Annotated in this window: 24 protein-coding genes; 15 read left to right on the top strand and 9 right to left on the bottom strand. The window is 66.2% G+C overall.

Annotation, left to right across the window (positions count from 1 at the left end; all coding sequences use genetic code 11):
* Nucleotides 1-69: 69 nt before the first annotated feature.
* From ACF66B_RS06690 to ACF66B_RS06650, 9 genes are all read left to right on the top strand, one after another.
* Complete coding sequence (locus tag ACF66B_RS06690; RefSeq protein ID WP_111430888.1) at nucleotides 70-834, top strand: NAD kinase; 765 nt, start codon at nucleotides 70-72, stop codon at nucleotides 832-834.
* 105 nt (nucleotides 835-939) lie between these two features.
* Nucleotides 940-1,407 (top strand): carboxymuconolactone decarboxylase family protein, encoded by a 468-nt coding sequence (locus ACF66B_RS06685; protein ID WP_111430889.1) that lies wholly within the window; start codon nucleotides 940-942, stop codon nucleotides 1,405-1,407.
* A complete protein-coding gene (locus tag ACF66B_RS06680; protein ID WP_111430890.1) occupies nucleotides 1,397-2,302 on the top strand; it encodes a sigma-70 family RNA polymerase sigma factor in 906 nt (301 codons plus the stop codon). The genes ACF66B_RS06685 and ACF66B_RS06680 overlap by 11 nt, the downstream gene beginning before the upstream one ends.
* 177 nt (nucleotides 2,303-2,479) lie before the next feature.
* On the top strand, nucleotides 2,480-3,607 hold the full coding sequence (locus ACF66B_RS06675; RefSeq protein ID WP_111430891.1) for an AI-2E family transporter: 1,128 nt from the start codon (nucleotides 2,480-2,482) through the stop codon (nucleotides 3,605-3,607).
* A gap of 5 nt (nucleotides 3,608-3,612) precedes the next feature.
* On the top strand, nucleotides 3,613-4,302 hold the full coding sequence (locus tag ACF66B_RS06670; RefSeq protein WP_111430946.1) for a DnaA/Hda family protein: 690 nt from the start codon (nucleotides 3,613-3,615) through the stop codon (nucleotides 4,300-4,302).
* Between the two features lie 85 nt (nucleotides 4,303-4,387).
* Nucleotides 4,388-6,616, top strand: a complete 2,229-nt coding sequence (locus ACF66B_RS06665; RefSeq protein WP_111430892.1) for an RNA degradosome polyphosphate kinase — start codon at nucleotides 4,388-4,390, stop codon at nucleotides 6,614-6,616.
* A gap of 86 nt (nucleotides 6,617-6,702) precedes the next feature.
* Complete coding sequence (locus tag ACF66B_RS06660; protein WP_162683351.1) at nucleotides 6,703-8,229, top strand: Ppx/GppA family phosphatase; 1,527 nt, start codon at nucleotides 6,703-6,705, stop codon at nucleotides 8,227-8,229.
* 439 nt (nucleotides 8,230-8,668) lie between these two features.
* Nucleotides 8,669-10,009 carry a proline--tRNA ligase gene (gene proS / locus ACF66B_RS06655; RefSeq protein ID WP_111430894.1) on the top strand — a complete coding sequence of 447 codons (1,341 nt, stop codon included), beginning with the start codon at nucleotides 8,669-8,671 and terminating at the stop codon, nucleotides 10,007-10,009.
* A gap of 180 nt (nucleotides 10,010-10,189) precedes the next feature.
* The gene (locus tag ACF66B_RS06650; RefSeq protein ID WP_111430895.1) at nucleotides 10,190-10,723 is read left to right on the top strand and encodes a CBS domain-containing protein; all 534 of its coding nucleotides are present in this window, start codon (nucleotides 10,190-10,192) and stop codon (nucleotides 10,721-10,723) included.
* Between the two features lie 29 nt (nucleotides 10,724-10,752).
* Here the strand turns inward: ACF66B_RS06650 and pcaD are convergent, their stop codons facing one another.
* Nucleotides 10,753-11,544: a 3-oxoadipate enol-lactonase gene (gene pcaD, locus ACF66B_RS06645; RefSeq protein WP_111430896.1), complete on the bottom strand. Its 792-nt coding sequence runs from the start codon at nucleotides 11,542-11,544 to the stop codon at nucleotides 10,753-10,755.
* 197 nt (nucleotides 11,545-11,741) lie between these two features.
* Between pcaD and ACF66B_RS06640 the strand changes: the two genes are divergently transcribed.
* Entirely contained in the window at nucleotides 11,742-12,671 is a 930-nt protein-coding gene (locus ACF66B_RS06640) for an AEC family transporter (RefSeq protein ID WP_162683352.1), read from the top strand.
* Nucleotides 12,672-12,688: 17 nt separating this feature from the next.
* Here the strand turns inward: ACF66B_RS06640 and ACF66B_RS06635 are convergent, their stop codons facing one another.
* Entirely contained in the window at nucleotides 12,689-12,982 is a 294-nt protein-coding gene (locus ACF66B_RS06635; protein WP_111430898.1) for a hypothetical protein, read from the bottom strand.
* 112 nt (nucleotides 12,983-13,094) lie between these two features.
* On the bottom strand, nucleotides 13,095-13,508 hold the full coding sequence (gene rbfA, locus ACF66B_RS06630; RefSeq protein WP_111430899.1) for a 30S ribosome-binding factor RbfA: 414 nt from the start codon (nucleotides 13,506-13,508) through the stop codon (nucleotides 13,095-13,097).
* A 59-nt stretch (nucleotides 13,509-13,567) separates the two neighbouring features.
* Here rbfA and dapB point away from each other — a divergent pair, with 59 nt between their 5' ends.
* The 3 genes from dapB (at nucleotide 13,568) to ACF66B_RS06615 (ending at nucleotide 16,666) form a co-directional block, all read left to right on the top strand.
* Nucleotides 13,568-14,407, top strand: a complete 840-nt coding sequence (gene dapB, locus ACF66B_RS06625; RefSeq protein WP_111430900.1) for a 4-hydroxy-tetrahydrodipicolinate reductase — start codon at nucleotides 13,568-13,570, stop codon at nucleotides 14,405-14,407.
* Between the two features lie 91 nt (nucleotides 14,408-14,498).
* The gene (locus tag ACF66B_RS06620) at nucleotides 14,499-15,755 is read left to right on the top strand and encodes a multidrug effflux MFS transporter (RefSeq protein WP_111430901.1); all 1,257 of its coding nucleotides are present in this window, start codon (nucleotides 14,499-14,501) and stop codon (nucleotides 15,753-15,755) included.
* Nucleotides 15,752-16,666 (top strand): DMT family transporter, encoded by a 915-nt coding sequence (locus ACF66B_RS06615; RefSeq protein ID WP_111430902.1) that lies wholly within the window; start codon nucleotides 15,752-15,754, stop codon nucleotides 16,664-16,666. The genes ACF66B_RS06620 and ACF66B_RS06615 overlap by 4 nt, the downstream gene beginning before the upstream one ends.
* 6 nt (nucleotides 16,667-16,672) lie before the next feature.
* Here the strand turns inward: ACF66B_RS06615 and ACF66B_RS06610 are convergent, their stop codons facing one another.
* From ACF66B_RS06610 to ACF66B_RS06600, 3 genes are all read right to left on the bottom strand, one after another.
* Nucleotides 16,673-17,044 carry a DUF4870 domain-containing protein gene (locus ACF66B_RS06610; protein ID WP_111430903.1) on the bottom strand — a complete coding sequence of 124 codons (372 nt, stop codon included), beginning with the start codon at nucleotides 17,042-17,044 and terminating at the stop codon, nucleotides 16,673-16,675.
* A gap of 51 nt (nucleotides 17,045-17,095) precedes the next feature.
* Nucleotides 17,096-17,947, bottom strand: coding sequence for a universal stress protein (locus ACF66B_RS06605; protein ID WP_111430904.1), 852 nt, complete (start codon nucleotides 17,945-17,947; stop codon nucleotides 17,096-17,098).
* A gap of 127 nt (nucleotides 17,948-18,074) precedes the next feature.
* The gene (locus ACF66B_RS06600) at nucleotides 18,075-19,556 is read right to left on the bottom strand and encodes a SulP family inorganic anion transporter (RefSeq protein ID WP_111430947.1); all 1,482 of its coding nucleotides are present in this window, start codon (nucleotides 19,554-19,556) and stop codon (nucleotides 18,075-18,077) included.
* A 288-nt stretch (nucleotides 19,557-19,844) separates the two neighbouring features.
* Here ACF66B_RS06600 and ACF66B_RS06595 point away from each other — a divergent pair, with 288 nt between their 5' ends.
* Nucleotides 19,845-20,483, top strand: a complete 639-nt coding sequence (locus ACF66B_RS06595) for an MSMEG_1061 family FMN-dependent PPOX-type flavoprotein (RefSeq protein WP_111430905.1) — start codon at nucleotides 19,845-19,847, stop codon at nucleotides 20,481-20,483.
* Nucleotides 20,484-20,651: 168 nt separating this feature from the next.
* Here ACF66B_RS06595 and ACF66B_RS06590 read toward each other — a convergent pair whose 3' ends face one another.
* Nucleotides 20,652-21,515 (bottom strand): NAD(P)-dependent oxidoreductase, encoded by an 864-nt coding sequence (locus ACF66B_RS06590; RefSeq protein ID WP_111430906.1) that lies wholly within the window; start codon nucleotides 21,513-21,515, stop codon nucleotides 20,652-20,654.
* A gap of 97 nt (nucleotides 21,516-21,612) precedes the next feature.
* Here ACF66B_RS06590 and ACF66B_RS06585 point away from each other — a divergent pair, with 97 nt between their 5' ends.
* Nucleotides 21,613-24,072, top strand: coding sequence for a penicillin acylase family protein (locus ACF66B_RS06585; protein ID WP_111430907.1), 2,460 nt, complete (start codon nucleotides 21,613-21,615; stop codon nucleotides 24,070-24,072).
* A 46-nt stretch (nucleotides 24,073-24,118) separates the two neighbouring features.
* Here ACF66B_RS06585 and ACF66B_RS06580 read toward each other — a convergent pair whose 3' ends face one another.
* Complete coding sequence (locus ACF66B_RS06580; protein WP_162683353.1) at nucleotides 24,119-24,679, bottom strand: YSC84-related protein; 561 nt, start codon at nucleotides 24,677-24,679, stop codon at nucleotides 24,119-24,121.
* 163 nt (nucleotides 24,680-24,842) lie between these two features.
* Nucleotides 24,843-25,499 (bottom strand): LysE family translocator, encoded by a 657-nt coding sequence (locus ACF66B_RS06575; RefSeq protein WP_111430909.1) that lies wholly within the window; start codon nucleotides 25,497-25,499, stop codon nucleotides 24,843-24,845.
* Nucleotides 25,500-25,541 lie beyond the last annotated feature (42 nt).

Below are 25,541 nucleotides of genomic sequence, written 5' to 3'. Positions count from 1 at the left end.
GGCCGGGCTTGAGTTTGCCCGGCCGGCGCGCAAGAGTGGCCGCGCTTTGTCAGAAGGGCGGGACGGGCCTTGGATTCCAGAAAGATCCACTTTCTTGCGAGTGACGGCGTACTCGCGCGCGAGGCGCTCACACGGCTCATCGCCCGCTACGGCCAGCGGCCCGCGGCGGGGGCGGACGTGATCGTCGCGCTGGGTGGCGACGGGCTCATGCTTGCAACCCTTCAGTCGGCGGAGGCGCGTGGTTTGCCGGTTTATGGCATGAACCGCGGTACGGTCGGCTTCCTCATGAACAACTACTCCGAGGAGCAACTCGACGAGCGGCTCGCCTCGGCCGAGGAGACGGTGATCCATCCGCTCCGGATGCGGGCCGAACGCGCGGACGGCGAGGTGGTGGAAGCGCTCGCGATCAACGAGGTTTCGATCCTGCGCGCGGGGCCGCAGGCCGCGAAGCTCCGCATCCTCATCGACGGCCGGGAACGCATGGCGGAGCTCGTCTGCGACGGCGCGCTGGTTTCGACCCCGGCGGGCTCCACGGCCTATAACTACTCCGCCCATGGCCCGATCCTGCCGATCAAGGCCGAGGTGCTTGCCCTGACGCCCATGGCCGCCTTCCGCCCCCGGCGCTGGCGCGGTGCGATCCTGCCCAAGGAGGCGCGTGTGACCTTCGAAGTGCACGAGCCGGAGAAACGCCCGGTTTCGGCGGCGGCGGACAGTTTCGAGGTGCGAGACTGCGAGCGGATCGAGATCGAGAGCGTCGCCGACATCGAACACCGCATCCTCTTCGACCACGGCCACGGTCTCGAGGAGCGCCTGATCCGCGAGCAGTTTGCCTGACGCGGCAGCATACCGGGCCAAGGCACCGAATTTTTCTCGCAGCCTGTCACGGATCGCCGGTCTGCATCGTCATGAGGTAGACGACACAGAAAACAGGACCATGACATGTCTTCTTCTTCCCGGCTGAACTACCGCGAAGCAGCCCCCGAGGCGATGAGACCCATGCTGGCGCTCGAGGAGAGCTTCGCCCATAGCATGATCCCTCTGGCGCTCCGCGAGCTCGTGAAGCTGCGGGCCTCGCAGATCAATGGCTGTGCCTATTGCCTCGACATGCACGCTCCCGCCGCCCGGCGGGCAGGCATCTCGACGCAGAAGCTCGACGTGCTGCCCGCCTGGCGGGAAAGCCCGGCATTCGATGCCCGTGAACGCGCCGCGCTTGGCTGGTGCGAGGCCCTGACCCGGATCGAGGCAAGCGGTGCGCCGGATGCGGAATATGCTGCACTCGAAGACGCCTTTAACGCGCGCGAATGCGTCGAGCTCACGCTCGTCATAACCACGATCAATGCCTGGAACCGTATCGCCGTCGGCTTCCGGAGCGTCCACCCGTTGCGCGAGCCGGTGGATGCCGCATAAGACGCATCTCGCGCTCTTTGAGACCGAGCGGCGGCGGCTGATGGGGCTTGCCTACCGCATGACCGGCTCGATTGCCGAAAGCGAGGATCTGGTGCAGCAGGCTTGGCTCCGCTGGGCGCGTCAAGATGTCGGCCAGATCGTCTCGCCGAGATCCTGGCTGAGCGCCACGGTCACGCGGCTTTGCCTCGATCATCTGCGCTCGGCGCGGGTCCGGCGCGAGCAATATGTCGGCGCCTGGCTGCCCGAGCCGCTGGTCACGGGCTGTTCCGAGGATGGTGAAGCGACCTGGATTCTCGAAGAGGAGGTCTCGGTCGCGCTGCTTCTCGTGCTGGACCGGCTTTCGCCCGAGATGCGGGCCGCCTTCATTCTGCGCGACGCCTTCGACTTCGGCTTCGATGAGATTGGCGCTGTCATCGACCGCGCGCCGGCGGCGTGCCGCCAGCTGGTTTCGCGGGCCCGGCGCCGGATCGCGGGCGCGGATCCCATTCCGGAAACCGAGCCTGAAGCCGCGGAAGAGCTGGTGCGGGCCTTCTGGCGCGCGAGCCGCGATGGAGACATGGCCGCCCTGCTCGATCTCTTCGCCGCCGATGTCGAGGTCCGGACCGATGGCGGCGGGCGGGTGCCTGCTGCGCTCAACGTAATCCGCGGAGCGCGCCGCGCCGCGGCGCTTTTCGCGGGCCTTGCTCGCAAGCGGGGCGGCAGCGCACCGCCGTGCCCACCGCTTTCGCGCATCAACGGCACGCCCGGTTTCGTGAGCCTCGAGGTTGGCGGCGTACTCCAGACCACAGCGCTCGGACTTCGCGATGGCCGGATTATCGCCGTCTGGATTGTCCGCAATCCGGAAAAACTCCGTCACATCGCGCCGCAGGGGTCGGCTGCGGCAGGGCAAGGTTGACGGCGGCGGTCGTCGCCGGGGCCACGCCCCGCGCTTTCCGGGTTGCCAGATCGGCTGCGCTGCGGCAACTCTCCGGCTGAAACGGAGCGGCTTGCGGGATTCGTCCCGGCAGGAGAGTCGTTCTCACGCGAACCCCCGGGCGCATTTCCCGGCGGTTCTCCTCGCAGGGATCTTTCGATGGTATCGCGGCGGAAGCAGTTGTGGTTCTGGGGTATCGGCCTCGTCATGTTCGTGGCGGTGCTCTGGACGCTCGGCAACACGCTGCTGCCCTTCGTGCTCGGCGCTGCCATTGCCTACTTTCTGGATCCGGTCGCAGACCGGCTCGAACGCCTGGGCCTGAGCCGCGTCATTGCTACCGCGATCATCAGCATCGTTGCCGTGCTCGGTTTCGTGCTGACGACCCTTCTTGTCGTTCCGGCCCTCGTCGATCAGTTCCGTCAGGCGGCAGACGCGATACCGGGGTTTATCGACTCCCTTCAGGCGCTGATCGCCGAGCGGTTCCCGCGCTTCAGTTCCGAGGATCAGCTCCTGCGGCGGGCCCTGCAGAGCCTTGAGGGCAGCCTTGCCAATATCGGGCCGGAAGTGGTGAATTCGCTGCTGACCAGCTCGCTGGCGGTGGTCGACTTCATCATCCTGCTTGTGGTCGCGCCGGTGGTAGCCTTCTACCTGCTCCTCGACTGGGACCGAATGATCGCGCGCATCGACAGCTGGCTGCCGCGCCAGCATGCCGGCACCATCCGTGGGATCGCCACCGAAATCGACAGGGTGCTCGCGGGGTTCGTGCGCGGTCAGTTCACCGTCTGTATGATCCTCGGCACCTTCTACGCGATCGGCCTCTCGCTCGTCGGGCTGCCCTTCGGCTTCCTTATCGGCATGCTCGCCGGCTTCCTTTCGTTCATCCCCTATGTCGGCTCTCTGACCGGTGGGGTGCTCTCGATCGGTATCGCGCTCTTCTCCTTCTGGGGGGAGCCAGTCTGGATCTTCGCGACGGCCGCGATCTTCGGCTTCGGCCAGTTTGTCGAGGGCAATATCCTGTCGCCGAAGCTGATCGGCAAGTCGGTCGGGCTGCACCCGGTCATCCTCATCCTCGCCCTTTCGGTCTTCGGCAAGCTCTTCGGCTTTGCAGGCATGCTTGTTGCGGTTCCGGCGGCGGCGGCCCTCGGCGTCGTCGGTCGTTTTCTCGTCGAGCAGTATCTCGAAAGCCCGCTTTACAGCGGCGTGCCGCAGATTCCCGACCCCAACTCGGTCGGCCTTCTGCCGCCGGAGGAAATAGACGGTGGGATCGAACCGCCGGAGGCGACGTGAGGCTCGTGCGCGCGCGCCAGCTTGTTCTCGACCTGCCCGCCCGTCCGGCCCTCGGACGGGCGGATTTCTACGTGTCGCCCGCGAATGCGCTGGCACTTGCCCAGGTCGATGCCTGGCCGGGCTGGCCCGACGGGCGCATTGCTGTGATCGGTCCGGAAGGCGCGGGCAAGACCCATCTCGTCCATGTCTGGGCCGCTCGTACCGGCGCACGGATTATTGCGTCCGCCGATCTCGCCGGGCTCGACGTGGCGGACGTGCCGGCCATTGCGGCCCTCGCCGTTGAGGATGCTGACGCCTTGCCCGACCTGCCGGACGGGCGGCGGGGCGAGGAGGCCCTTTTCCACCTCTGCAACCGTCTTCGCGCGGGCGGCGGCAGCCTCATGGTCACGGGCCGCGAGCCGCCCGCGCGCTGGGGGCTCAAGCTGCCCGATCTCGCGAGCCGCCTTGGCACCGCAGGTGTCGCGCGGCTTGAGGCGCCAGACGATGATCTGCTCTCGGCGGTGCTCGTAAAGCTCTTCGCCGACCGTCAGGTCGATGTTTCCCCCGAGATCATCGCTTATCTCCTGCCGCGGATGGAGCGCTCCTTCGCCGGTGCCGAGCGTCTCGTTGCCGCGCTCGATCGCGCCGCGCTGTCGCAGAAGCGTGCGATCACGCTGCGGCTCGCCGCGGAGGTTCTGCGGCAGGGCGGGCGCTGATACTTTCGGATCGGAAGAATGTGCTTTAGATTTGCCTGGTGCCGTGCCAAACGCGGCCAACAGGCGAATGCGAGGAGACGACGAAATGGGCGGGACGGTCGTGCGGGCCGAAGCAGTGGTCGAAACGGGAGAGGGGCGCGTGGATGCGGATTTCCTCAACTCGGAGCCCGGCCCCGGTCGCGAGGTGCCCGGTCTCGACATCACCAGCAAGTCCCGTTTCATCAACCGTGAGCTGACTTGGCTCGGCTTCAACTGGCGCGTGATGGCCGAGGCCGAAAATCCGGATGTGCCGCTTCTCGAACGTGTGCGGTTCCTCGCGATTTCCGGCGCCAATCTCGACGAATTCTACACGGTACGCGTTGCAGGGCTGCGGGCCATGGTGCGTCAGGGAGTGGGCACTCCCTCGACGGACGGGCTGAGCCCTTCCGAGCAGCTCGAGCGCATCGAGGCCGACGCCCGCAAGCTGATGGCGCGCCAGCAGACGGCGTGGAAGCATCTCAAGGCTCTGATGAAGGACGAGGGCGTCGTCGTTCTCGCGCCCGGAGACCTGCGTGCCGCCGATATCCGGCTGCTCGAAACCTATTTCTTCGAGCAAGTCTTTCCGATCCTGACCCCGCTCGCCATCGACCCCGCGCATCCCTTCCCCTTCATCGCCTCGGGCGGCTTTGCCATCGGGCTCAAGCTGCGGCGCGATGCGACGGGCCGCAACCTCGAGGCGCTCCTGCCGGTGCCGGCGCAGGTCAAGCGCTTCGTGACACTGCCCGAAGGTCCGAATGGCGAGATCCGCCTTCTGCCACTCGAAGGGCTGCTCGAGGTCTTCGTCGACCGGCTCTTCCCCGGCTACACCATGCTCGGAAGCTGCGCCTTCCGCGTGCTGCGCGACAGCGATCTCGAGGTCGAGGAAGAGGCCGAGGATCTGGTGCGCGAATTCGAGACCGCGCTGAAACGCCGCCGCCGGGGCGAGGTGATGCGCCTCAAGATGACTGCGAATGCACCGGAGGATCTGCGTGAAACCCTCGTCGAAGCCCTCGGCGTCGCTCAGGACGAGGTGGTCGAGATCCGGGGCATCATCGGCATTTCCAACCTCTCCGAGCTTTGCAGCATCGGCCGCCGCGACCTGCTCTGGACGCCGTTCACGCCGCGCGTCCCCGAGCGGGTGCAGGATTTCGACGGCGACATCTTCTCTGCGATCCGGCAGAAGGACATGCTGCTCCACCATCCCTACGAGACGTTCGATACCGTCGTGCGCTTTGTCCAGCAGGCGGCGCGCGACCCGGATGTGCTCGCGATAAAGCAGACCCTTTACCGCACGAGCCGCAACAGCCCGATCGTCGCGGCGCTCTGCGAAGCGGCAGAGGACGGCAAGTCCGTCACGGCGCTCGTCGAGCTCAAGGCCCGCTTCGACGAGGCCGCCAATATCCGTCTCTCACGTCAGCTCGAACGGGCCGGCGCACAGGTGGTCTACGGCTTTGTCGACTGGAAGACCCACGCCAAGCTTTCGACCGTGGTGCGCCGGGAGGGAGGCGAGCTCGTCACCTACAGCCATTTCGGCACCGGCAACTACCACCCGGGCACCGCAAACATCTACACCGATCTCTCGCTCTTCACCTGCAACAAGCCGATGGGCCGCGATGCGGGCAAGGTCTTCAACTACGTTACCGGCTACGTGAAGCCCGAGACGCTCGAGAACCTCTGCATCTCGCCGCACATGATCAAGCCGCGGATCCTCGAGAGCCTCGCTGCCGAGATCGAACATGCAAAGGCCGGACGCCCGGCGCAGGTCTGGGTCAAGGTGAACTCGATCACCGAGCCCGAGGTGATCGACGCGCTCTATGCCGCGAGCCAGGCGGGGGTGAAGATCGACATGGTGGTGCGGGGCATCTGCGCGCTGCGGCCCGGGGTTGCGGGGCTCTCCGACAACATCCGGGTGAAGTCGATTATCGGTCGATTTCTCGAACACAGCCGTATCGTCTGCTTCGGAAACGGCTATGGCTTGCCCTCGTCGGAGGCGCGGGTCTACATCAGTTCGGCGGACTGGATGGAGCGCAATCTCAACCGCCGCATTGAAGCGCTCGTCGAGATTACCAACCCCACGGTCCACGCGCAGATCCTCGATCAGGTCATGGCTGCGAACATGCACGACATGGCCCAGAGCTGGGTTGCCCAGCCGGACGGCACCTTCCTGCGCCACACGGCCGAACCCGGAGAGCAGCTCTTCAGCTGTCACCGGTTCTTCATGGAAAACCCCTCGCTTTCGGGCCGGGGGCGGGCCGGAGCGCGGGACGTGCTTCCGCTCGTCAGCGAACTGGAATGACCCGATGCTCCGGCGCCAGTTGGCGCGGGGGCAAGGCGGCAACGGAGACAGGCGATGACGGACAGATCGACCCCGAGGAGAAACCTGTGATCACGCGCCAGATCGAAGAGCATCTTCCGCTTGTGGATATCGACGAGGCCGTGAAGGCGCGGCTCTGCCGTATCGGTGTCATCGACGTCGGCTCGAACTCCGTGCGTCTGGTCGTCTTCGACGGCATGGCCAGAAGCCCCGCCTACTTCTACAACGAGAAGGTGCTCTGCGGTCTCGGCGCGGGGTTGAGCGACACGGGGCGCCTGAATCCGGAGGGCCGGACCAAGGCGCTGGGCGCCCTCCACCGCTTCTCGGCACTCGCCGCCCAGATGAACCTCTCTGGCATGATCGCGGTGGCGACGGCCGCAGTGCGCGATGCCGAGGACGGCCCCGCCTTCTGCGATCAGGTGGAGGCCGAGACCGGCCTTCAGCTCCACATCGCGAGCGGCGCCGAAGAGGCGCGGCTCGCGGCCATGGGCGTGCTGCTCGGCTGGCCTGACGCCGAGGGCCTCGTCTGCGACATGGGCGGCTCCTCGATGGAGCTTGCCGATCTGCGTGGAGGGCGGGTCCATGGCTGCGATACCGCGCCGCTCGGCCCCCTCAAGCTCAACGACATTCCCGATCCGGAAAAGCGCGAGAAGTTCATCCGCAAGCAGGTGAAGACACTTGTGAAAGCGGTGGATGCCGATGCGCCGAGCCTTTTCCTCGTCGGGGGATCATGGCGCGCGGTGGCGCGGCTCGACATGCTGCGCTCCGGCTATCCGCTCACGGTGCTCCATGGTTACGAGCCGCCGATGGAGCAGCTTCTCGAGACACTGGCCTGGATCCCGACCCAGGACATCTCCGAACTTTCCGCACGCACCGGCACCTCCACCGCGCGGCTCTCGCTCGTGCCTGTGGTTGCTCCGGTACTCGCCGAACTCATCCGCCGCCTCTCGCCCGGCCGCATCGCGATTTCGGCCTACGGTCTGCGCGAAGGGCTGCTCTATCGCCAGATGCCCGAAGCCATGCGCGAACGCGACCCGCTGCTCGAGGCTGCCCGGCACATGGAGCGTCACAAGGCCCGCGTGCCGGGCTTTGGTGCTGCGCTCTTCAAGTGGCTGATGCCGCTCAACAGCGACCGCAGCGAAAGCGATCTGCGCCTGATCCGCGCTGCCTGCCTGCTTCATGACGTGCACTGGCGCGCCCATCCCGACTACCGCGCCGAACATTGCTTTGCCTCGATCACCCGCGCCAATATCGGCGGGATCAATCATGAGGACCGCATCTTTCTCGGCTTTGCGCTGGTCAATCGTTACAAGGCAAGCGTGCCGGTGGTGATCCTCGAGCGCTACGCGCCGCTCATCCATCCCGACCGTCTTGCCGCCGCGGCCGTGCTGGGCCGCTCGATGCGGCTGGGCTCGATGCTCTCGGGTGCCGCAACGGAAGTGCTTGAGCATTCCGCGCTCGAGCTCGAGGACGGGATCCTGACGCTCACCCTCCGTGGGGTGGCCTGCGAATGCGCTGGCGATGCGGTGGAACGGCGCTTCCAGGCGCTCGTGAGCCGGATGGGCCTCAAGGGCAACATCGTCCTCGACCCCTGATATTCAGGCCGCATTGGGTCCTGCTTGCCGCATGTCAGCCGGCAGGCCGTCCGTGGCATGTGGTGATAAGCGCGGCTGGACGAGCATCCTTTGAAGACGACGAAGCGGCCTGCTGCGCAGGCCGCTTTGTATTCCCCCCCAGACTTGGGCCATTCCCAACTTTCGTTGGCATCGCCGGTCCATGCAGCCGATCTAGTTATATGGCGCCAGTTTCTCCCCAGTCGCCTTAGTGTCGGCCCGGGCAGTATAGATCAGCTTTATGCGTAGAATGCAATCCTGAATATCTCTTGGCGCATGGCTCCGTCGCCCGGGAACGCTCCGAATTCCGGCAAAGCAACATCAAGGACTTGTGCCGACTTGTGCATAAAGGCCTTTTCAGTGCCGCCGCTCATGCTCTAGACGGGCGTGACCGCCGAGACAGCCGGAGTGTTCCGAATCCATGCGCCTGACCCGCTATTTCCTGCCCGTCCTGAAGGAGAATCCCGCCGAGGCGCAGATCGCTAGCCACCGGCTGATGCTGCGCGCGGGCATGATCCGCCAGGCCAGCGCCGGGATCTACTCCTGGCTTCCGCTCGGCTTCAAGGTGTTGAGCCGCCTCGAGCAGATCGTGCATGAGGAACAGCAGCGCGCCGGGCATATCCCGCTGCTGATGCCCACGCTCCAGCCTGCCGATCTCTGGCAGGAAAGCGGCCGCTACAATGCCTACGGGCCGGAAATGCTCCGGATCCGCGACCGTCACGAACGTGATATGCTCTACGGGCCGACGAACGAGGAAATGATCACCGACATCTTTCGTTCGGCGGTGTCGAGCTACAAGGAGCTGCCGCTCACGCTCTACCACATCCAGTGGAAGTTCCGCGACGAGGTGCGCCCGCGATTCGGCGTGATGCGTGGCCGTGAGTTCCTGATGAAGGACGGCTACAACTTCGACCTCACGATGGAAGATGCGCTCCACGCCTACAACCGCCACCTCGTGAGCTACCTTCGCACTTATGAGCGCATGGGGCTGCAGGCCTTTCCGATGCGTGCCGACACCGGCCCGATCGGTGGCGACTACAGCCATGAGTTCCTGGTGCTCGCGCCGACCGGCGAGAGCGAGGTCTTCTATGATTCGGATGCGACTGGTCTTCGCTTTGGCGACCGCGACATCGACTTCACCGACCGTGCCGCGCTTCAGCAGGTCTATGACGACTGGACGGCGATCTATGCCCGCACCGACGAGACCCATGACGAGGCGGTCTATGCCGAGCGGGTTCCGGAGGAACGCAGGCGGACGGCACGCGCGATCGAGGTCGGCCAGATCTTCTATTTCGGCACCAAGTATTCCGAGCCGATGAAGGCGCTGGTGGTGAACGAGCAGGGCGAGCGGGTTCCGGTGCACATGGGCTCGCACGGCATCGGCGTGAGCCGTCTGGTCGGCGCTCTGATCGAAGCCAATCACGACGATCGCGGCATTATCTGGCCCGAAGGCGTCACGCCCTTCCATGTCGGCATTGCCAATCTCAAGCAGGGCGATGGCGCAGCCGATGCGGCCTGTGATGCGCTCTATGCCGGCCTGAAGGCGCGCGGTCTGGATCCGCTCTACGACGATCGGTCCGAAAGGGCAGGGGCGAAATTCGCGACGCTCGACCTGATCGGCCTGCCCTGGCGGATCACCGTCGGGCCGCGCGGTCTGGCAAACGGTGTGGTCGAGCTCACCTCCCGGCGCACCGGCGAGAGCGAGGAGATGTCGCCCGAGGCAGCCATCGACCGCGTGGCGCAGATCTACGCAAAGGTCTGATGCAGGAGCGACCCGGCTGGCAGTCCGGCCGGGCCGGCCCCGCACACGATGATGTCACCCGGCCTCCGCGCCGGGGGGCTGGAAACTTGTGGCAATCCCGCAAGCCCGCGCTAGACTGATTCCCGAAACCATCGAACGACCCGCGCAGGCGGGCACCCAACCGGTGAGGAAAGGAAAGAGATGTCCTTTGTGGAATCCTATCGTGGTCATCTGAAAGCCGACGACGAGGGGCAGAAATCCCATTCCCAGTCGCTCGAATCAAATCTGGCGTCCTCCGAAAGCGCGATCACGGTCGCGGCGATCCTTGAGGACAAGGGCCATGTCGTGTTTTCGGTCGGGCCGTCGGATACGGTCCGCGATGCGGTGCAGGTCCTGCGTACCAACCGGATCGGCGCGGTGCTAGTGCTGGGCGCCGACGGCGGCCTGCTCGGGATCCTCTCCGAGCGCGACGTGGTGCGTGAACTGGCCGATACCGGAGAGCGGGTGATGACCTCGCCCGTCACCGATCTCATGACCGCAAATCCCATCACCTGCCATCCGGGCGAGCGGTTGATCGAAATGCTGCGCCGCATGACCGAGGGCCGCTTCCGCCACCTGCCGGTGATGGACAACGACAGGCTCGTTGGCGTCGTGACCATCGGTGACGTGGTGAAACACCGCCTGCGCGAGCTCGAATATGAAGCGCTCAAGATGAAGCAGATGATCGTCGGCTGATCCCGCCGGGCGAAGCCGGCCGGCCGGGCTCAGCCGAGTCCGGCCACAAAGCTGCGCACCAGCCCAGCCAGGATCTCGGGATTGTCGATGCAGGGCAGGTGCCCCGACCCGGCAATCGTCTCGAGCCGCGCGCCCGGTACGAGAGCTGCAAGCCCCGCCACCACATCGGGCGGGGTTGAACCGTCTTGCTCCCCGACCACGCAGAGCGTCGGCACGTCGATGCGGCTGGCTGTTTCGGTCAGGTCGGCATCGCGAAGCGCCATGCATGTCCCCGCATAGCCCTCACCGTCTGTCCTGAGCAGCATGTTGCGGTAGCCTGCATGGGCGGCGGCTTGGGCGGCCTTGAACTCCGGGGTGAACCAGCGCTCGAGGATCGGGTCGGCCAGCTCCGCAATCCGGCCCGAACGCGCTGCCTCGATCCGGGTGTTCCACATCTCTGTCGTGCCGATCTGGTGCGCGGTATCGCAAAGGATCAGCCCGCGCACGAGATCGGGCCGCATCCCCCAGAGCGCCTGCGCGACCATGCCGCCGACCGATACGCCGCAGATCACTGCGCGCGTTATCCCGAGGTGATCGAGCAGCCCCGCGAGATCGCGTGCGTGATCGTCCATGCTCTGCGGCATCGCTCCGGTATCGGAAAGCCCGTGGCCGCGCTTGTCGTGCAGGAGTAGCGTGAAATCACCCGCAAGCCGCGTGACCACGTCCTCCCAGATCCGGAAGTCGGTTCCGAGCGAATTGACGAAGACGATCGCGGGAGCCTGGCCGGGCCCTTCGGTCAGCCGGTAATGCAGCGTGAGACCGCCGATCATGGCAAAGCTCATGGAGTTCCTCCCCCTGGCAACGCGATCCCGGTCTCCGGGGCCGGGCCCGAGAGTGCGTCATCCGGCGCGCGGCGTCGAGACCTCCCCTTGCCATCACCGCAAAAGGGTGAAACGACCAGCAGAACCACACCATCTTCCGTTCCGGACCTTGTATCCCCCTCGTGCTCGGCGTTTTCTCCACCACTGGCGTTGTCTTCATGCTGATCGGCCTCGGCTATGCCGCCGTGTTCAAGGGCATGTTCACGCCCGCCGACCTCCGTATCCTCGGCCGCTATATCGTCAATCTCGCCTTGCCAGCGCTGGTCTTCCGCGCCGTCACTGGCCCCGATCTCGGCGAGATCCTCGAATTCGGCTACCTCTTTCCCTATGCTGTCGGATCGCTCCTGGCCTTTGGCGCCGCATACGCGCTCGGCCGCGTGGTCCTGCAGCTTCCCTCGCTCACCGCGACCTTCCAGGCCATGGGATCCTCCTGCTCCAACAGCGGCTTCATCGGCTATCCGATCATGCTCATGGTGCTGCCCCCTGTCGCACCGGCGGTGGTGGCGCTCAGCATGACCGTCGAAAATCTGGTGATGATCCCGATCGTGCTTATCCTGGCCGAGCGTGCGCGCGGCGAAGGCGTGCGGGGCTGGGCACTCGCCGCGCGGATCTTCGGCCGTCTGCTCCTGGGCAATCCGATCGTGCTCGCCCTCATCGTCGGGCTCGTGGTGGCGCTCAGCGGTCTGGAACTGCCCGCGCTCGTCAGCCGGCCGATCGGCCTCATCGCTGACTCGAGCGCGGCCGTCTCGCTCATCGTGATCGGAGGCACGCTGGTGGGCCTGCCGCTCGGCGCGGTCGATCGCGGTGTGATCTCGGTTGTCGCGGGCAAGCTCATCGGGTTTCCGCTTGCCGTCGCGTTCGCCTTCCTGGTCTTTGGCGCGGTTGGTCTTGGTCCCGGCAATCCGGATCTGGCCAGAGCGGCCATCCTCAATGCGGCGATGCCTGCGGCGGGGATCTATCCGATTCTCGCGCAGCGCTATGGCGAGGAGGCGCGCGCCGCGCTCGCCATGCTCGTGATGACGGTGCTCTCATTCTTCACCATGAGCGCAGTGATGCTCATCCTCGGGCTCGGCGTCCCCGCTGCCTGAGGCGCAGCGCATGCATGTTACGGCTCGGGCTGGATCAGCCCGGCCGAGAGAAGCCGCTGGTTCAGAACGAAGTTCTCGACGCTGAGTTTCACGATGGTGCTGAGCGCGATCGCCATCTGCGGATCGCGCCCGATGCCCTGCATCTCGTAGTCGCGGAACATCTCGGCGATCTGCGAGGCCATGATCTCGTAGGCCGCACTCCGGTCGATATCGACGCCCGACCAGTCGATCGGGTCAGCAGTCTCGGCCTCCTTTGCGAAGGTGGCCAGAAGGCGGTGATCGAGCGGGGTCTGCTCTCTGTCCTGGGTCATACCGTCTCCGTTGCCGCGCAACAAGGATGGCGCAACTCTCCCGGAAGACAAGCTCGACCTTTCGATAAGATCCGAAAAATCCGTGTGGTTTCGCGTTGCCGCCGATGCGCGCCTAGTCCTCGTCGAGGTCGCGCTTCACCTCGGGCGAGGACAGGATCTCCCGGGTGCGGTCCATCCTGTCGAAGCTCTCGTCGGCAAGGAAGCTCAACTCCGGCGAGAAGCGTAGGTCGATCTGGCGGGTAACGAGCCGCCGGATCTCGGCGCGGTTCCGGGTGAGCGCCGCAAGCACCGCCTCGGTGTTCACGCCCCCGAGCGGCAGCACGAAGGCGGTCGCATGCCGCAAGTCCGGCGAGCAGCGCACTTCAGAGACCGTGACCGAGGTATGCGCCAGATCCGCGTCATGCACATCGCCGCGCGAGAGAACGTCGGAAAGCGCCCGACGGATCACTTCGGCCACGCGAAGCTGCCGCTGCGACGGAGCGCCGCTGCCCTGATGACCGGAGGAATGGGGTCTTGTCTTTGCCATTCGCCTCACATCCTATCGCGCGCAGATGAAGTCAAGGGCCAGAGATGGGGAGAATCGGGATGAGTGAACCGGTCGGAATTGCCGTGACGGGAGCCTCGGGCCGGATGGGCCGCATGCTGATCCGTGCCGTCGAGGAGACACCGGGCGCGAAGATCAGCGGCGTGACGGAGCGGCCCGGGCATGACTGGATCGGCCGCGACCTCGGCGAGGCGCTCGGCGGTGCGCCGACGGGGGTGACCGTATCCGATGATCCGCTGGAGGTCTTTGCCCGCTCGCAGGCCGTGCTCGACTTCACTGCGCCCGCGGCCACCGTCGCCTATGCCGAGCTTGCGGCCCAGGCGCGTCTTGTCCATGTGATCGGTACGACCGGTCTCGAGCGGGAGGACCTGGAGAAGATCGCCGCCGCCGCCCGCCATGCCGTCATCGTGCGCGCGGGCAATATGAGCCTCGGGGTGAACCTTCTCTCGGTCATCACCCGCCGCGTCGCCGAAGCGCTCGGGTCGGAGTTCGACATCGAGATCGTCGAGATGCACCACCGCCACAAGGTCGATGCGCCTTCGGGCACCGCCCTCATGCTGGGCGAGGCGGCTGCCGCGGGGCGCCGGATCAACCTTGCCGATCACACCGAAAGCGGGCGCGATGGTATCACCGGCCCGCGTGCCGAGGGCGCCATCGGCTTTGCCGCGCTCCGCGGCGGCGATGTGGTCGGCGAGCACGAGGTGATCTTCGCCGGGGCGGGCGAGCGCATCGTGCTCAAGCACATCGCCACCGACCGGATGCTCTTTGCCCGCGGCGCGGTGCGCGCTGCGCTTTGGGGGCAGGGACAGCCGCCGGGTCAGTTCAACATGCTCGACGTGCTCGGGCTGCGCGATCCCGGAGCGGAGCTTCCCGACCGCTGAACGGCGCCGGCGCGCGGGGGTGGATTTCGCGCCGCGCTTCGGATAGGTCTTGGGGCCCGGCAATTCCGCCGACCCTTCCGACTCGTGTCCCATGCAAGCCCCATCCCCCGAGAAGGCCGAGCCCGTCTGGCTCGACCGCCGTTCGCCGCCCGCGCTCCTGACGCTCGTGCTCGTCACCGGGCTGGCTGCGCTCAACATGAACGTCATCCTGCCTTCGCTGCCGAAGCTCGCGACCCATTTCGGCGCGGATTATGCGCTCGTGCAGCTCACGGTCTCGGGCTATCTGGCGGCGACGGCGGTGCTGCAGCTTCTCATCGGCCCGCTGTCGGACCGTTTCGGGCGGCGGCCGATCATCCTCATCTCGCTCGCGATCTTTCTCGCCGCAACGCTTGGCTGCCTGTTCGCGCCAAGCTTCGGCGCTTTCCTCTTCTTCCGGCTGCTGCAGGCGAGCGTGGCCTCGGCCATTGCGCTCAGCCGCGCGGTGGTGCGCGACATGGTTCCGTCCGAACAGGCAGCCAGCATGATCGGTTATGTCACGATGGGCATGGCGGTCGCGCCGATGATCGGGCCGATGATTGGCGGTCTTCTCGACGAGTGGTTCGGCTGGCAGTCGGTCTTCTGGATGACGCTCGGCTGCGGCGTCGCGGTCTTCGCGCTCGCCTGGGCCGACCTGGGTGAGACCAATCTTGCGCCGAGCACGGATTTCGCCGCCCAGTTCCGCGCGCTGCCCGAGCTTGCGCGCTCTCGCCGCTTCTGGGGCTATTCCGCGACCGCAGCCTTCGCGTCCGGCGCCTTCTTCGCCTTTCTCGGCGGCGGTCCGTGGGTCGCGATGCATGTGCTTGGCATGACCTCCGCCGAGCTCGGCCTCTATTTCGGCTTGATCGCGCTCGGCTACATGATCGGCAATTACGGAGCCGCGCGCATCACGGTGCAGGTCGGCATGAACCGCATGATGCTGCTCGGCTCGCTCATCGCCGTGCTCTCGATCGCGCTTGCAGCACTTGCCTTCGCCGCCGGGCTTGGTCACCCGCTCGGGTTTTTCGGCGCGATGTTCTTCCTTGGCTTTGGCAACGGTCTCGCGCTGCCGAGCGCGAATGCGGGCATGGTCTCCGTTCGCCCCCACTTGGCGGGCAGCGCCTCGGGCCTTGGTGGGGCGATGATGATCGGTGGCGGAGCGGCGCTCTCGGCCATCGCGGGCGCGCTGCTCGGCCCGGGGACCGGCCCGTGGCCGCTCCTCATCATCATGGGGCTCTCGGTCTGCGGCTCGGTGCTCTCGAGCCTCGATGTTATCCGCACCGCGCGCCGGCGTGGCGACAACCCGCTCGGAAGCGTCACGAGGACGTCATGATCCGCCATCTCGCGGGTCTGGCGCCCAACATGCGGGGCGCCCTCTTCATGGTGATCGCCATGGCCGGGTTTTCCTGCAACGATGCGATGATCAAGCTCCTTGCCCTCGATCTCGACCTCTATCAGGCGATATTCCTGCGCGGGATGGTCGTCACCACCGCCTTTGCCGCCTTGGCTGCCGCAACCGGCGGACTCCGGCGGCGGATTGGTGCCCGCGATCGCCGCGCGCTCACCGGCCGCACGATCGGCGAGATCCTCGGCGCCTTCTGCTTCCTGACCGCGCTCACACAGCTTCCGATGGCCAATGCCACCGCAATCCTGCAGAGCATGCCGCTGGCCATTACGCTTGCGGCGGCCTGGATGCTGAATGAACCCGTTGGCTGGCGCCGTTATGCCGCCATTGCTGTAGGTTTTTTCGGTGTGCTCGTGATCGTCCGGCCGGGCTCGGAGGGCTTCAATGCCTACGCGCTTCTCGCGCTTATTGCCGTCGGTCTCTTCTCGCTGCGCGACCTCTCGACGCGGCTGATTTCGCCCGATGTGCCGACCTTCCTCGCCGCCGGCATCACTTCGGCCTTCACGACGCTTGCCGCGGGCATCGTCTCGATCTTCACCGGCTGGCACCCGGTGGCGCCAGAACATCTGCTCATACTCGTCATCGGCTCGGCCTGCCTGATGATCGGCTACAGCTTCTCGATCATCGCGATGCGCACGGGCGATGTCGCGGTGATCTCGCCCTTCCGCTACACCCTGCTGATCTGGGCCATGCTGCTCGGCTGGGCGGTCTACGGCGACATCCCGGATGTGTGGATGGTTGTCGGCGCTCTGATCGTCGTTGCCTCAGGGATCTACACCTTCAACCGCGAGCGCCGTGCCGCCCGCAACCTGACGGCACGCACGGCGCAGACGCGGTAGACACGCTCAGATGAGCCAACTCTGCGGGTTCGCGATCGGCTCGCCCCGCCCGATCTTCTGCAAGCCGATCACGCAACGCACGATCATCCAGACCGCGGTGGCGATGAAGCCCAGCACGCCGATCACCACGAGGCTCAACAGCGCCGAGATCAGCGCATAGAGGAGTGCGATCCAGAAGGTGCGGATTGCCCAGGTGTAATGGCTGTCGAGCCAGGGCGCGGCCTTGCCGCGGTTCACATAGGCCATCACCACCCCGATCACCGTGGTGATCGCGAAGATGAAGCCGAGGAGATAGAGCACGTAGATCGCCTGAAGGTTCGACTTGCCCGGATCCATGATCCCGGGGTCGCCCTGCGGGAGCCTCTCCAGTTCCGACATTGTTGCCTCCGTTTCGGTCAGTGCAAGTATAGGTCCGCTCGGGCCCGGGCGCTAACGGAAGATCACCACCGGAACCTTGCAGAGCTGCGCCATGCTCGCCGAGGTCGACCCGAGAAAGAGCCGGCGGATCGGCCCGTGTCCGGACGCCCCCATCACCAGAAGATCCGCGCCGCCCGCCTCGATCCGCTCCGAGATCGCCCGGTCGGGCTCGCCGGAAGCGAATTCGATTGCGACCGGGCCGGCCTTCGGTGCGATCAGCGCGGCGGCGGCCTCCATCTTGGCCCGGATCGTCGCGGCATCCGCACCCACATGGAGCAGGGTGCAGGCAAGCCCGTCGAGCATGCTGCCCTGTGCAATCCGCTCGATCGAACGCATCACACCGGCGCTGCCGTCGAAGGCGATGAGATAGCGCTCGATCGGCTTGAAGGCGCGGCTTGCCACCAGCACCGGCCGGGTTGCGGCACGCAGGATGCGCTCGAGATTGGAGCCGAGATGATCATGGGCGAAGGCCGAGGCTTCGCCCCGCTTGCCGACGACCGTCAGCCGCGCGTCCGGCTCGAAATCGGCGATGGTGCGGAGAATGTCGTCATGCCTCAGCCGCTCCTCGACCGCCTCCACTCCGTCGGCCCGCACCCGCTCGGCGGCGGTCTCGAGGATGAGCCGCCCGCGGGCGTGCGAGAGCTTGGCGCGCTCCTCATCGGCCCGTGAAAGCTCCTGGAGCAGGCTCGATCGCGCACCGAGCGAGAGGTTGCCGCTGAGATCCGCCGGCACGCTCGAATGATCCCGCCGGCCGAGCACATGCACCAGCTCGACCCCGAGCCCGATCCGCTTCGCAGCCCAGGCCGCATGATCGCAGACGCTCGCGGAATAGGTTGATCCATCCACCAGGGCGATGATCTTCATGGTATCTTCCTCCGCGCAGGTGTCAGAAATCTTGCAATCCGGCGGCACCCGGGTCCGTCTTCGGTGGTGCCTGTCCGCCCGGCATCCGGGCCGGGCCGCGTCTGTCGCGGTGTCATCCCGCGCCTCCTCAATGGCCCAGAAGCCGTTCCATTGCACCGGGCTTGTCATGCTCGCCCAGCTCGTCGACGATGGTCTCCGAGGCTGTGTTCATGCCGATGAGGCTTACCTCCGTGCCCTCGCGGCGGAATTTCAGCACGACCATGTCCACCGCCGCAACCGAGGAGATGTCCCAGATATGGGCCTCGCTCACGTCGATCGTGACCTTGTCGAGGGCCTCGCGGAAATCAAAGGACTTCGAGAATTGCTCGGCGCTCGCGAAGAAAAGCTGTCCCTCGACCCGGTAGACGCGCTCGCGCCCATCCGGGCTTGCGGTGCTCGAGACGCGGAAGATCTGCGCGATCTTGCCTGCGAAGAATATCCCCGAAAGCAGCACGCCCACCAGCACCCCGATGGCGAGGTTGTGGGTATAGACCACCAGCGCGACCACCGAGAGCATGACGATCGAGGATGAGCGCGGATGGGTCTTCAGCGTCTTGATCGAGGACCAGGAGAAGGTCCCGATCGACACCATGATCATGATTGCAACCAGCGCCGCCATGGGGATTTGCTTCACCCAATCATTGAGCACCAGCATCATGAGCAGGAGCCCCATGCCCGCCGTCAGCGTCGAAAGCCGCCCGCGGCCGCCGGATTTCACGTTGATGATCGACTGCCCGATCATGGCGCAGCCCGCCATCCCACCGAGAAAACCGGTGGCGGTATTGGAAATGCCCTGGCCGACGCATTCGCGATTCTTGTCGGACTCGGTGTCGGTGAGCTCGTCGATGATCTGCGCCGTCATCAGGCTTTCAAGCAACCCCACGGCCGCAACCGCAATGGCATAGGGAAAGATGATCTGCAGCGTCTCGAAGCTGAGCGGAATGTCGGGGATGAGGAAGATCGGCAGTGTATCGGGCAGTTCGCCCAGATCCTGCACCCGGCGGACATCGAGATCGAGGGCCAGGCTGAGGATGGTGAGGATGATGATGCAAAGCAGCGGCGAGGGGATCGCCTTCGTCACCCGTGGCGCGAGATAGATGATCGCGAGTCCGCCCGCGACCAGGACATAGGTGAGCGGAGGCACGCCGGTGAGCTCGGGAAGCTGCGCAAGGAAGATGAGGATCGCCAGCGCATTGACGAAGCCCGTCATCACCGAGCGCGACACGAAGCGCATCACCCGCGCGAGCCCCAGGAAGCCGGCAACGATCTGGAACAGGCCCGCCAGAACCGTGGTCGCGAGCAGATATTGCAGCCCGTGGTCGCGCACCAGCGTCGTCATCAGCACCGCTGTCGCCGCGGTCGCCGCCGAGATCATGCCCGGACGGCCGCCCGTGAAGGCAATGAGCGTCGCGATCGAAAAGGAGGCGTAGAGCGCAACCTTCGGGTCGACGCCCGCAATTGTGGCAAAGGCTATGGCCTCGGGGATCAGTGCGAGTGCCACGACGATTCCGGCGAGCATGTCGCCGCGCGGATTGCCGAGCCAGTCTTGGCGGAGCTCGGAAAGGTTCATGAAAAGTGCCTCGTGTCCGGGGTGCGGCAGGAGCGCGGCAGAGGGTCCGCACATGCTGCGGTGCCACAAGCCTCCTTTCAAAGCGGCCGGGTCGCGCCTGTCAACCGCCGCAGGAGCATTTGAGGCCGATTGTGGCCGGTTTGGATACGAAATGATGCAGGGCTTCGTGCTGGCGGCGGCGTGGCGCAAGCTGCCTTGTAGCTGTTGTCGACGTGTTGACGAGACACGGGGCGGGGTCACCGGCTACACTTCCGGTCGCGGCAACAATGCCTGGGACAGGAGGGCACCATGGAAGACCGCCAGGACCATTTTGCCGATACGATCGAGACCGAGGCCGAACTCGAGGCGGTGATCGGCCATCCCTTCCAGCCTGCGGTCGAGAAGGTCGTGGATCATCTGGACCCGATCTGCAGGGCATACATCGCGCGATCTCCATTCCTGCTGATCGCTTCCGCGGACAGAACGGCGGCGCCCGAACTGTCGCCGCGCGGAGATGCCGCCGGTTTCGTCGCTGTGCTCGACGATCACACGATCGCGCTGCCGGACCGGCCGGGAAACCGCCGCGCGGACACCTTCTGCAGGGTGCTTCGCAACCCGGAGGTGGCATTGCTGTTTCTCGTGCCGGGAATGGGCGAGACCCTGCGTGTCTACGGGAGCGCGCGCCTCGTGACGTCCCTGTCCTTGCGACAGCGCTTTGCCGTCAACGGTCGGCTCCCGGCGCTCGTGATGGTGGTCAGGGTCGAGCGGGCGATGGTTCACTGTCCGAAATGCGTCATTCGCTCCGGCCTTTGGGATCCAAAACGCTGGCCGTCGATCGAGGGGCTTCCGACAATCGGCCCGGTGATGAAGGCGCATGCCCGGCTGAAGGGCACTCAGGAGGACCTGGACGAAGAGGCGCGGCGCGCGGGGATGCTCGAGCTCTACTAGAGCGAAAACGGTTCAGGCCAATTCGGTCTGAGCCCAGGATTTCGCTCTGACATGTTGAAGCACAGCAAACGGTGCGGGCCGAACCACTCCGATGCGGGATCTCGCTCCGACTTCTTGAGCCGGAGCAAGGTCGTCCCCCTTTGCTGCCGCGAAAAGCGAACTCGGCCGCTATCTCAACCGGCGGATGAGGCTCGAGGTGTCCCAGCGGTTGCCGCCCTTGCCCTGCACCTCCTTGTAGAACTGGTCGACAAGGGCCGTCACCGGCAGCGGCGCCCCATTGGCATTCGCTTCCGCGAGGCAGATCCCGAGATCCTTGCGCATCCAGTCCACCGCAAATCCGAAGTCGAACTTGTCGGCCAGCATGGTCGAGCCGCGGTTCTCCATCTGCCAGGACCCTGCCGCCCCCTTTGAAATCACGTCGAGCACCAGCTCGCCGTCAAGCCCGGCGCGTTCGGCGAAGGCAAGCCCCTCCGAGAGCGCCTGCAGGAGCCCCGCGATGCAGATCTGGTTCACCATCTTGGTGAGCTGACCCGCTCCCGCCGGGCCCATCAGGCGGCAGGATTTGGCATAGGCTGCGATCACCGGCTCGACGCGTGCGAAGTCGGCCTCCGATCCGCCGCACATGACGGTAAGCACCCCGTTCTCCGCCCCCGCCTGGCCGCCCGAGACCGGCGCATCGACAAAGCCCGCACCCTGGGCTTGGGCCGCCTCGTTCAACTCCCGCGCGACTTCCGCCGAGGCCGTGGTGTGATCGACCAGGATTGCGCCTTTCGCGAGGCCGGAAAATGCGCCGTCTGCGCCGAGCGTGACCGCCCGGAGGTCCTCGTCATTGCCGACGCAGGCGAAAACGATCTCCGCCCCGTCGGCCGCCGCGGCGGGGGTTTCTGCCCGCGCACCGCCATGCTGGGCCGTCCAGGCCTCCGCTTTTGCGGCTGTCCGGTTGAAGACGGTCACCTCATGGCCCTTTGCCGCAAGATGTCCCGCCATCGGATAACCCATGACCCCGAGTCCGATGAATGCCACACGTGCCAAGCGCTTTTCCCCCCTGCTTCAAGTGTGCCGTTGTTTCGGTTTTAGTGGCCTGCTATCGGATCAGGGTCAACCCGGCCGGAAAGGGGACAATCTGCGAATGGCGTTCCTGTTTCGCTGGTTCATGCGACTGTTCGTGACGCTTGCCCTCCTTGCTTCTGCCGCCGCCGGACTGGCCTACTATCTCGCCGATCAATCGCTTCCCGATTACGATCATGAGTATGCGGCTGAGGGGGTGGAGGCCGGCTTCGAGATCGTGCGCGATCGCTATGCCGTGCCGCATATCCTCGCCCATAACGATCATGACGCCTTCTTCGGCCTCGGGTTCGCCCATGCCCAGGACCGGCTCTGGCAGATGGTTCTGATGCGCCGCACCGCGCAGGGCCGACTTTCCGAGATCTTCGGCCGCGACACGCTCGAGATCGACGAGCTGATGCGGGCGCTCGACATCTACGGCCTCTCCCGCCAGGCCGCCGCGGCGCAGACCGAGCAGACCAAGGCCGACCTCGAGGCCTATGCCGACGGGGTGAATGCATGGCTCCGCATCGTCCAGAAGGATGCGCTCGGCCGGGGCGCGCCGGAGCTCTTCCTCTTCGACAGCGCCATCGCGCCCTGGATTCCCGCTGATTCGATCGCGGTCCAGAAGCTCATGGCGCTTCAGCTCACCGACAAGGCGGCGCGTGAGACGCTGCGCGCCCGGCTCTCGTTGCGCATCCCCGAGGCGCGGCTGCGCGACATCCTGCCCGAGGCGCCGAACGAACCCGTGATGGGCCTGCCGGAGTATTCCGACCTCTTTCCCGATCTTGCGCCCGATGATGGCCGAAACCCGGTCCGCCACGCGCTCTATCCGCTCGCCCCCATCGGTCAGGCAGGCGCCTCCAACGCCTTTGCCGCCGCCGCGAGCCGCACGGCCGCGGGCGCGCCGCTGCTCGCGACCGACCCGCATCTCGCCCTCACCGCGCCCTCGATCTTCTATCTTGCCCGCCTCGATCTCGAGAGCGGCCCGGTCATCGGCGCCACGGTGCCCGGCATTCCTTCCATTATCATCGGCCGGAACAGAAATCTCGGCTGGGGCCTCACCTCGAGCTATCTCGACGATCAGGACGTCTTCATCGAGCGGCTCGATCCGGAAAACCCCGGCCGCTACCTCACCCCCTCGGGCTTCGAGCCCTTCCGCACCCGCGACGCGGTGATCGCGGTGAAGGACGCCGAGCCCGAACGCCTGCTGCTGCGCTGGAGCCGCCACGGGCCGGTGATCCCGGGCGATCATTTCGGGGCTGCCGCCGTGACGCCCGAGGGCCATGTCGCGACGCTGGCCTGGACCGGCCTCACCGCGCAGGATCGCTCCATGGGGGCTGCCATCGGCCTCATGCGCGCCCAGTCGATCCGCGAGGCCCGCGCGGCGGCGCGCGATCTCGTCGTGCCCTCGAACATGATAACCCTCGCCGACCGCGAGACCGTCGCGCTCCAGATGGCCGGGGCCGCGCCGCGCCGCGATGCCGCCAACACCAGCAAGGGCCGCATCCCCGCGCCCGGCTGGCTCGCGGTCAACGACTGGCAGGGCACACGCCCCTTTGCCGAGAACCCCTGGGTCATCAACCCGCCGAGCGGGATCGTGGTGAACACCAACAACCGCATCACCGACGCGCTCTTCCCCGACAACCTCAGTTTCGACTGGGGCGACACGCTTCGCATCGTGCGGGCCGCACATCTGCTGAACGCCCGGCAATATCACACGCTCGACAGCTTCATCGAGATCCAGACCGATGTCGTCTCCGAAGGCGCCCGCACCCTCCTGCCGCTCATCGCTCGCAATCTGTGGTATTCCGGCGAGGCAGCGGAGGAGGGCAGCCCTGAGGCGCGCCGCCAGATTGCGCTCGAGCGCCTGGCCGACTGGAATGGCGCCATGACGGAGCATGACCCCGAGCCGCTTATCTACGCGGCCTGGCTCCGGGCGCTCCAGCGCCGCCTTGTCATCGACGAGATCGGTGCGCTCGACGACCTGCTGCCGCGCCCCGAGCCGGCCTTCATCGAGCGCGTCTACCGCAACATCGACGGCGCGGGCGTATGGTGCGACGTGATCCAGACCTCGGAGGTCGAGACCTGCGCCGAGATGTCACGGCGGGCACTCGACGATGCGCTGACCGAGCTCATCGCCCGCTACGGGCCGAAGATCGAGAGCTGGCGCTGGGGGGACGCCCATCAGGCGGTGCACCGGCACGAGACGCTCTCGACCATCCCCGGCCTAGGCCTGCTGGCCAACATCTGGCAGAGCACGGCGGGGGGCGACCAGACACTGATGCGCGGCCTTACCACCGGCACCGAGCCCGACCCCTATCTCAGCGGCCATGCCTCGGTCTTTCGCGGCGTCTATGATTTCTCGGATCCCGACTCGAGCGTCTTCATCATCTCGACCGGCGAGAGCGGTCACCTGCTCTCGCGCCACTACGATGATCAGGCGGTGCTCTGGCGCCGGGCGGAATACATACCGATGTCGCTCGATATCGAATTTGTCCGTGCCGGCGCCGAAGGCGTCACGCGCCTCACTCCGGCGCCCTGACGGAGCGGGGGGCTGCGCCTGGCAGCCGCCGCGCCCCGTCCCCGGATCAGCGGATGATCCGGCTGTATTTCGCGCCCGCGAAGCTTGCGTCGGCAATGAGGCCGCGCTGGCCGTAAACCACCTCGACGATCGGGCGATTGATGCGCATCGAGCTGATGCCTGCCGCCGCGCCGCCGGCCTTCGGTACCGTCACCGCGGCATCGGCGCCAAGCTCCCAGCCGTCGGCGAGCCGGAAATCCTGCAGCGCCTGGGATGTGAGGAAGAAGAGCGTCTGGTTGTATTCCGCGGCCCCGAAGGTGAAGCCAAGGCCCGCCGAACTCAGCGAATAGTACTCGACCTTGGCCGGGCCGATCACGAGCGCGCCCTCGCCGTAGGCGCCGCTGGCGAAGAAGCCTGCCTTGCGGATCTTGGGAATGACGAGAATACCCTGCGAGCGCGCACCGAGTTCGGACGCGCCGGGTACGGTCTGGTAGAGCTCGGCGAGCGCCTCGTCGACCTGGCGGTCGATCCGCTCGCGCGGGCTTTCGGGAATGCTCGGCTGCGAGGTGCAGGCCGCGAGCCCGACACCTGCGGCGGCCAGAAAACTGCGACGGGTCCAGTCAGTCATCGACGGCTCCTTGGATGCGATCGGATACATGCCTCTTGGCCGGTCAGAGCGCCGGCTTGCTCCTGCGTTAGCACGCTCCGTCCAGCCCTTCCAGCTTGGAGGCGGCCGTGCCGGGGCAAGGAAGGGGAAAATCCGGCCGTACCGGCCCCTTCTGGCGCGAAATTCACCGAACCGTGCGCGGTCCGGCGAGGGCCGTGAAGAGGCCGAGCCCGATGAAGGCGCCACCACTCAGGATCCGAGACCCGCGCTGCAATGCGCCCGACCGGGCCAGAAGCCGTGCGGCGCGCCCGGCCGCGAGCGCATAGGCCGTGTCGGTGAGGGCGGCGATCGCGACGAAGAGTGTCCCGAGTGTCATCGCCTGAGCGGCGTGCGGCCCGCCTGGGCTCATGAACTGAGGCAGGAAGGCCGCGAAGAAAAGCGTCGTCTTCGGGTTCAGCAGCGCTACGAGGAACCCGTCCCGAAAGATCAGGCCGAGGCTCCGCGCCGCGACCCCGCCGGCATGCGCCGTCCCGCTGCCGAAGAGAGCCCGGAGCCCGAGCCAGACGAGATAGGCCGCGCCCGCCCATTTCACGACGGTGAAGGCAATGGCGGAAACCGCGAAAAGTGCCGCGAGCCCCAGCCCCGCCGCAATGGCATTGGCGAGATTTCCCACCGCCACACCGGCAACCGAGACCAGCCCGTGCGCGCGCCCCTGCAGGAGGCTTCGCGTCACGATGTAGAAGACCCCCGGCCCGGGCGTCACGGCCAGCACGACGCTCGCCGCCAGAAAGGCGCCAAGCAGCGGGGCAGGTGGCAGGAAAGATGCGGCAATCGGGTCCATAAGGCCACTCTGGGGCGGATTTTTCCCGCGCGCAATGGCGGC

It is taken from the genome of Amaricoccus sp. B4 (genome assembly GCF_043226085.1).
In the GTDB taxonomy this organism is placed as follows: domain Bacteria; phylum Pseudomonadota; class Alphaproteobacteria; order Rhodobacterales; family Rhodobacteraceae; genus Amaricoccus.
Note: the sequence above shows the minus strand (reverse complement) of the source record. Positions and strands in the feature narration are given on the sequence as shown.

Excerpts from the sequence above, each read along its gene's own strand:
- ACF66B_RS06620 (WP_111430901.1), top strand. The coding sequence starts at position 14,499 with ATGCAAGCCCCATCCCCCGAGAAGGCCGAGCCCGTCTGGCTCGACCGC.
- dapB (WP_111430900.1), top strand. The coding sequence starts at position 13,568 with ATGAGTGAACCGGTCGGAATTGCCGTGACGGGAGCCTCGGGCCGGATG.
- ACF66B_RS06600 (WP_111430947.1), bottom strand. The coding sequence starts at position 19,556 with ATGAACCTTTCCGAGCTCCGCCAAGACTGGCTCGGCAATCCGCGCGGC.
- ACF66B_RS06635 (WP_111430898.1), bottom strand. The coding sequence starts at position 12,982 with ATGACCCAGGACAGAGAGCAGACCCCGCTCGATCACCGCCTTCTGGCC.
- ACF66B_RS06675 (WP_111430891.1), top strand. The coding sequence starts at position 2,480 with ATGGTATCGCGGCGGAAGCAGTTGTGGTTCTGGGGTATCGGCCTCGTC.
- ACF66B_RS06650 (WP_111430895.1), top strand. The coding sequence starts at position 10,190 with ATGTCCTTTGTGGAATCCTATCGTGGTCATCTGAAAGCCGACGACGAG.
- ACF66B_RS06615 (WP_111430902.1), top strand. The coding sequence starts at position 15,752 with ATGATCCGCCATCTCGCGGGTCTGGCGCCCAACATGCGGGGCGCCCTC.
- ACF66B_RS06580 (WP_162683353.1), bottom strand. The coding sequence starts at position 24,679 with ATGACTGACTGGACCCGTCGCAGTTTTCTGGCCGCCGCAGGTGTCGGG.
- ACF66B_RS06595 (WP_111430905.1), top strand. The coding sequence starts at position 19,845 with ATGGAAGACCGCCAGGACCATTTTGCCGATACGATCGAGACCGAGGCC.
- rbfA (WP_111430899.1), bottom strand. The coding sequence starts at position 13,508 with ATGGCAAAGACAAGACCCCATTCCTCCGGTCATCAGGGCAGCGGCGCT.
- ACF66B_RS06665 (WP_111430892.1), top strand. The coding sequence starts at position 4,388 with ATGGGCGGGACGGTCGTGCGGGCCGAAGCAGTGGTCGAAACGGGAGAG.
- ACF66B_RS06680 (WP_111430890.1), top strand. The coding sequence starts at position 1,397 with ATGCCGCATAAGACGCATCTCGCGCTCTTTGAGACCGAGCGGCGGCGG.
- pcaD (WP_111430896.1), bottom strand. The coding sequence starts at position 11,544 with ATGAGCTTTGCCATGATCGGCGGTCTCACGCTGCATTACCGGCTGACC.
- ACF66B_RS06585 (WP_111430907.1), top strand. The coding sequence starts at position 21,613 with ATGGCGTTCCTGTTTCGCTGGTTCATGCGACTGTTCGTGACGCTTGCC.
- proS (WP_111430894.1), top strand. The coding sequence starts at position 8,669 with ATGCGCCTGACCCGCTATTTCCTGCCCGTCCTGAAGGAGAATCCCGCC.
- ACF66B_RS06575 (WP_111430909.1), bottom strand. The coding sequence starts at position 25,499 with ATGGACCCGATTGCCGCATCTTTCCTGCCACCTGCCCCGCTGCTTGGC.
- ACF66B_RS06685 (WP_111430889.1), top strand. The coding sequence starts at position 940 with ATGTCTTCTTCTTCCCGGCTGAACTACCGCGAAGCAGCCCCCGAGGCG.
- ACF66B_RS06640 (WP_162683352.1), top strand. The coding sequence starts at position 11,742 with ATGCTGATCGGCCTCGGCTATGCCGCCGTGTTCAAGGGCATGTTCACG.
- ACF66B_RS06610 (WP_111430903.1), bottom strand. The coding sequence starts at position 17,044 with ATGTCGGAACTGGAGAGGCTCCCGCAGGGCGACCCCGGGATCATGGAT.
- ACF66B_RS06605 (WP_111430904.1), bottom strand. The coding sequence starts at position 17,947 with ATGAAGATCATCGCCCTGGTGGATGGATCAACCTATTCCGCGAGCGTC.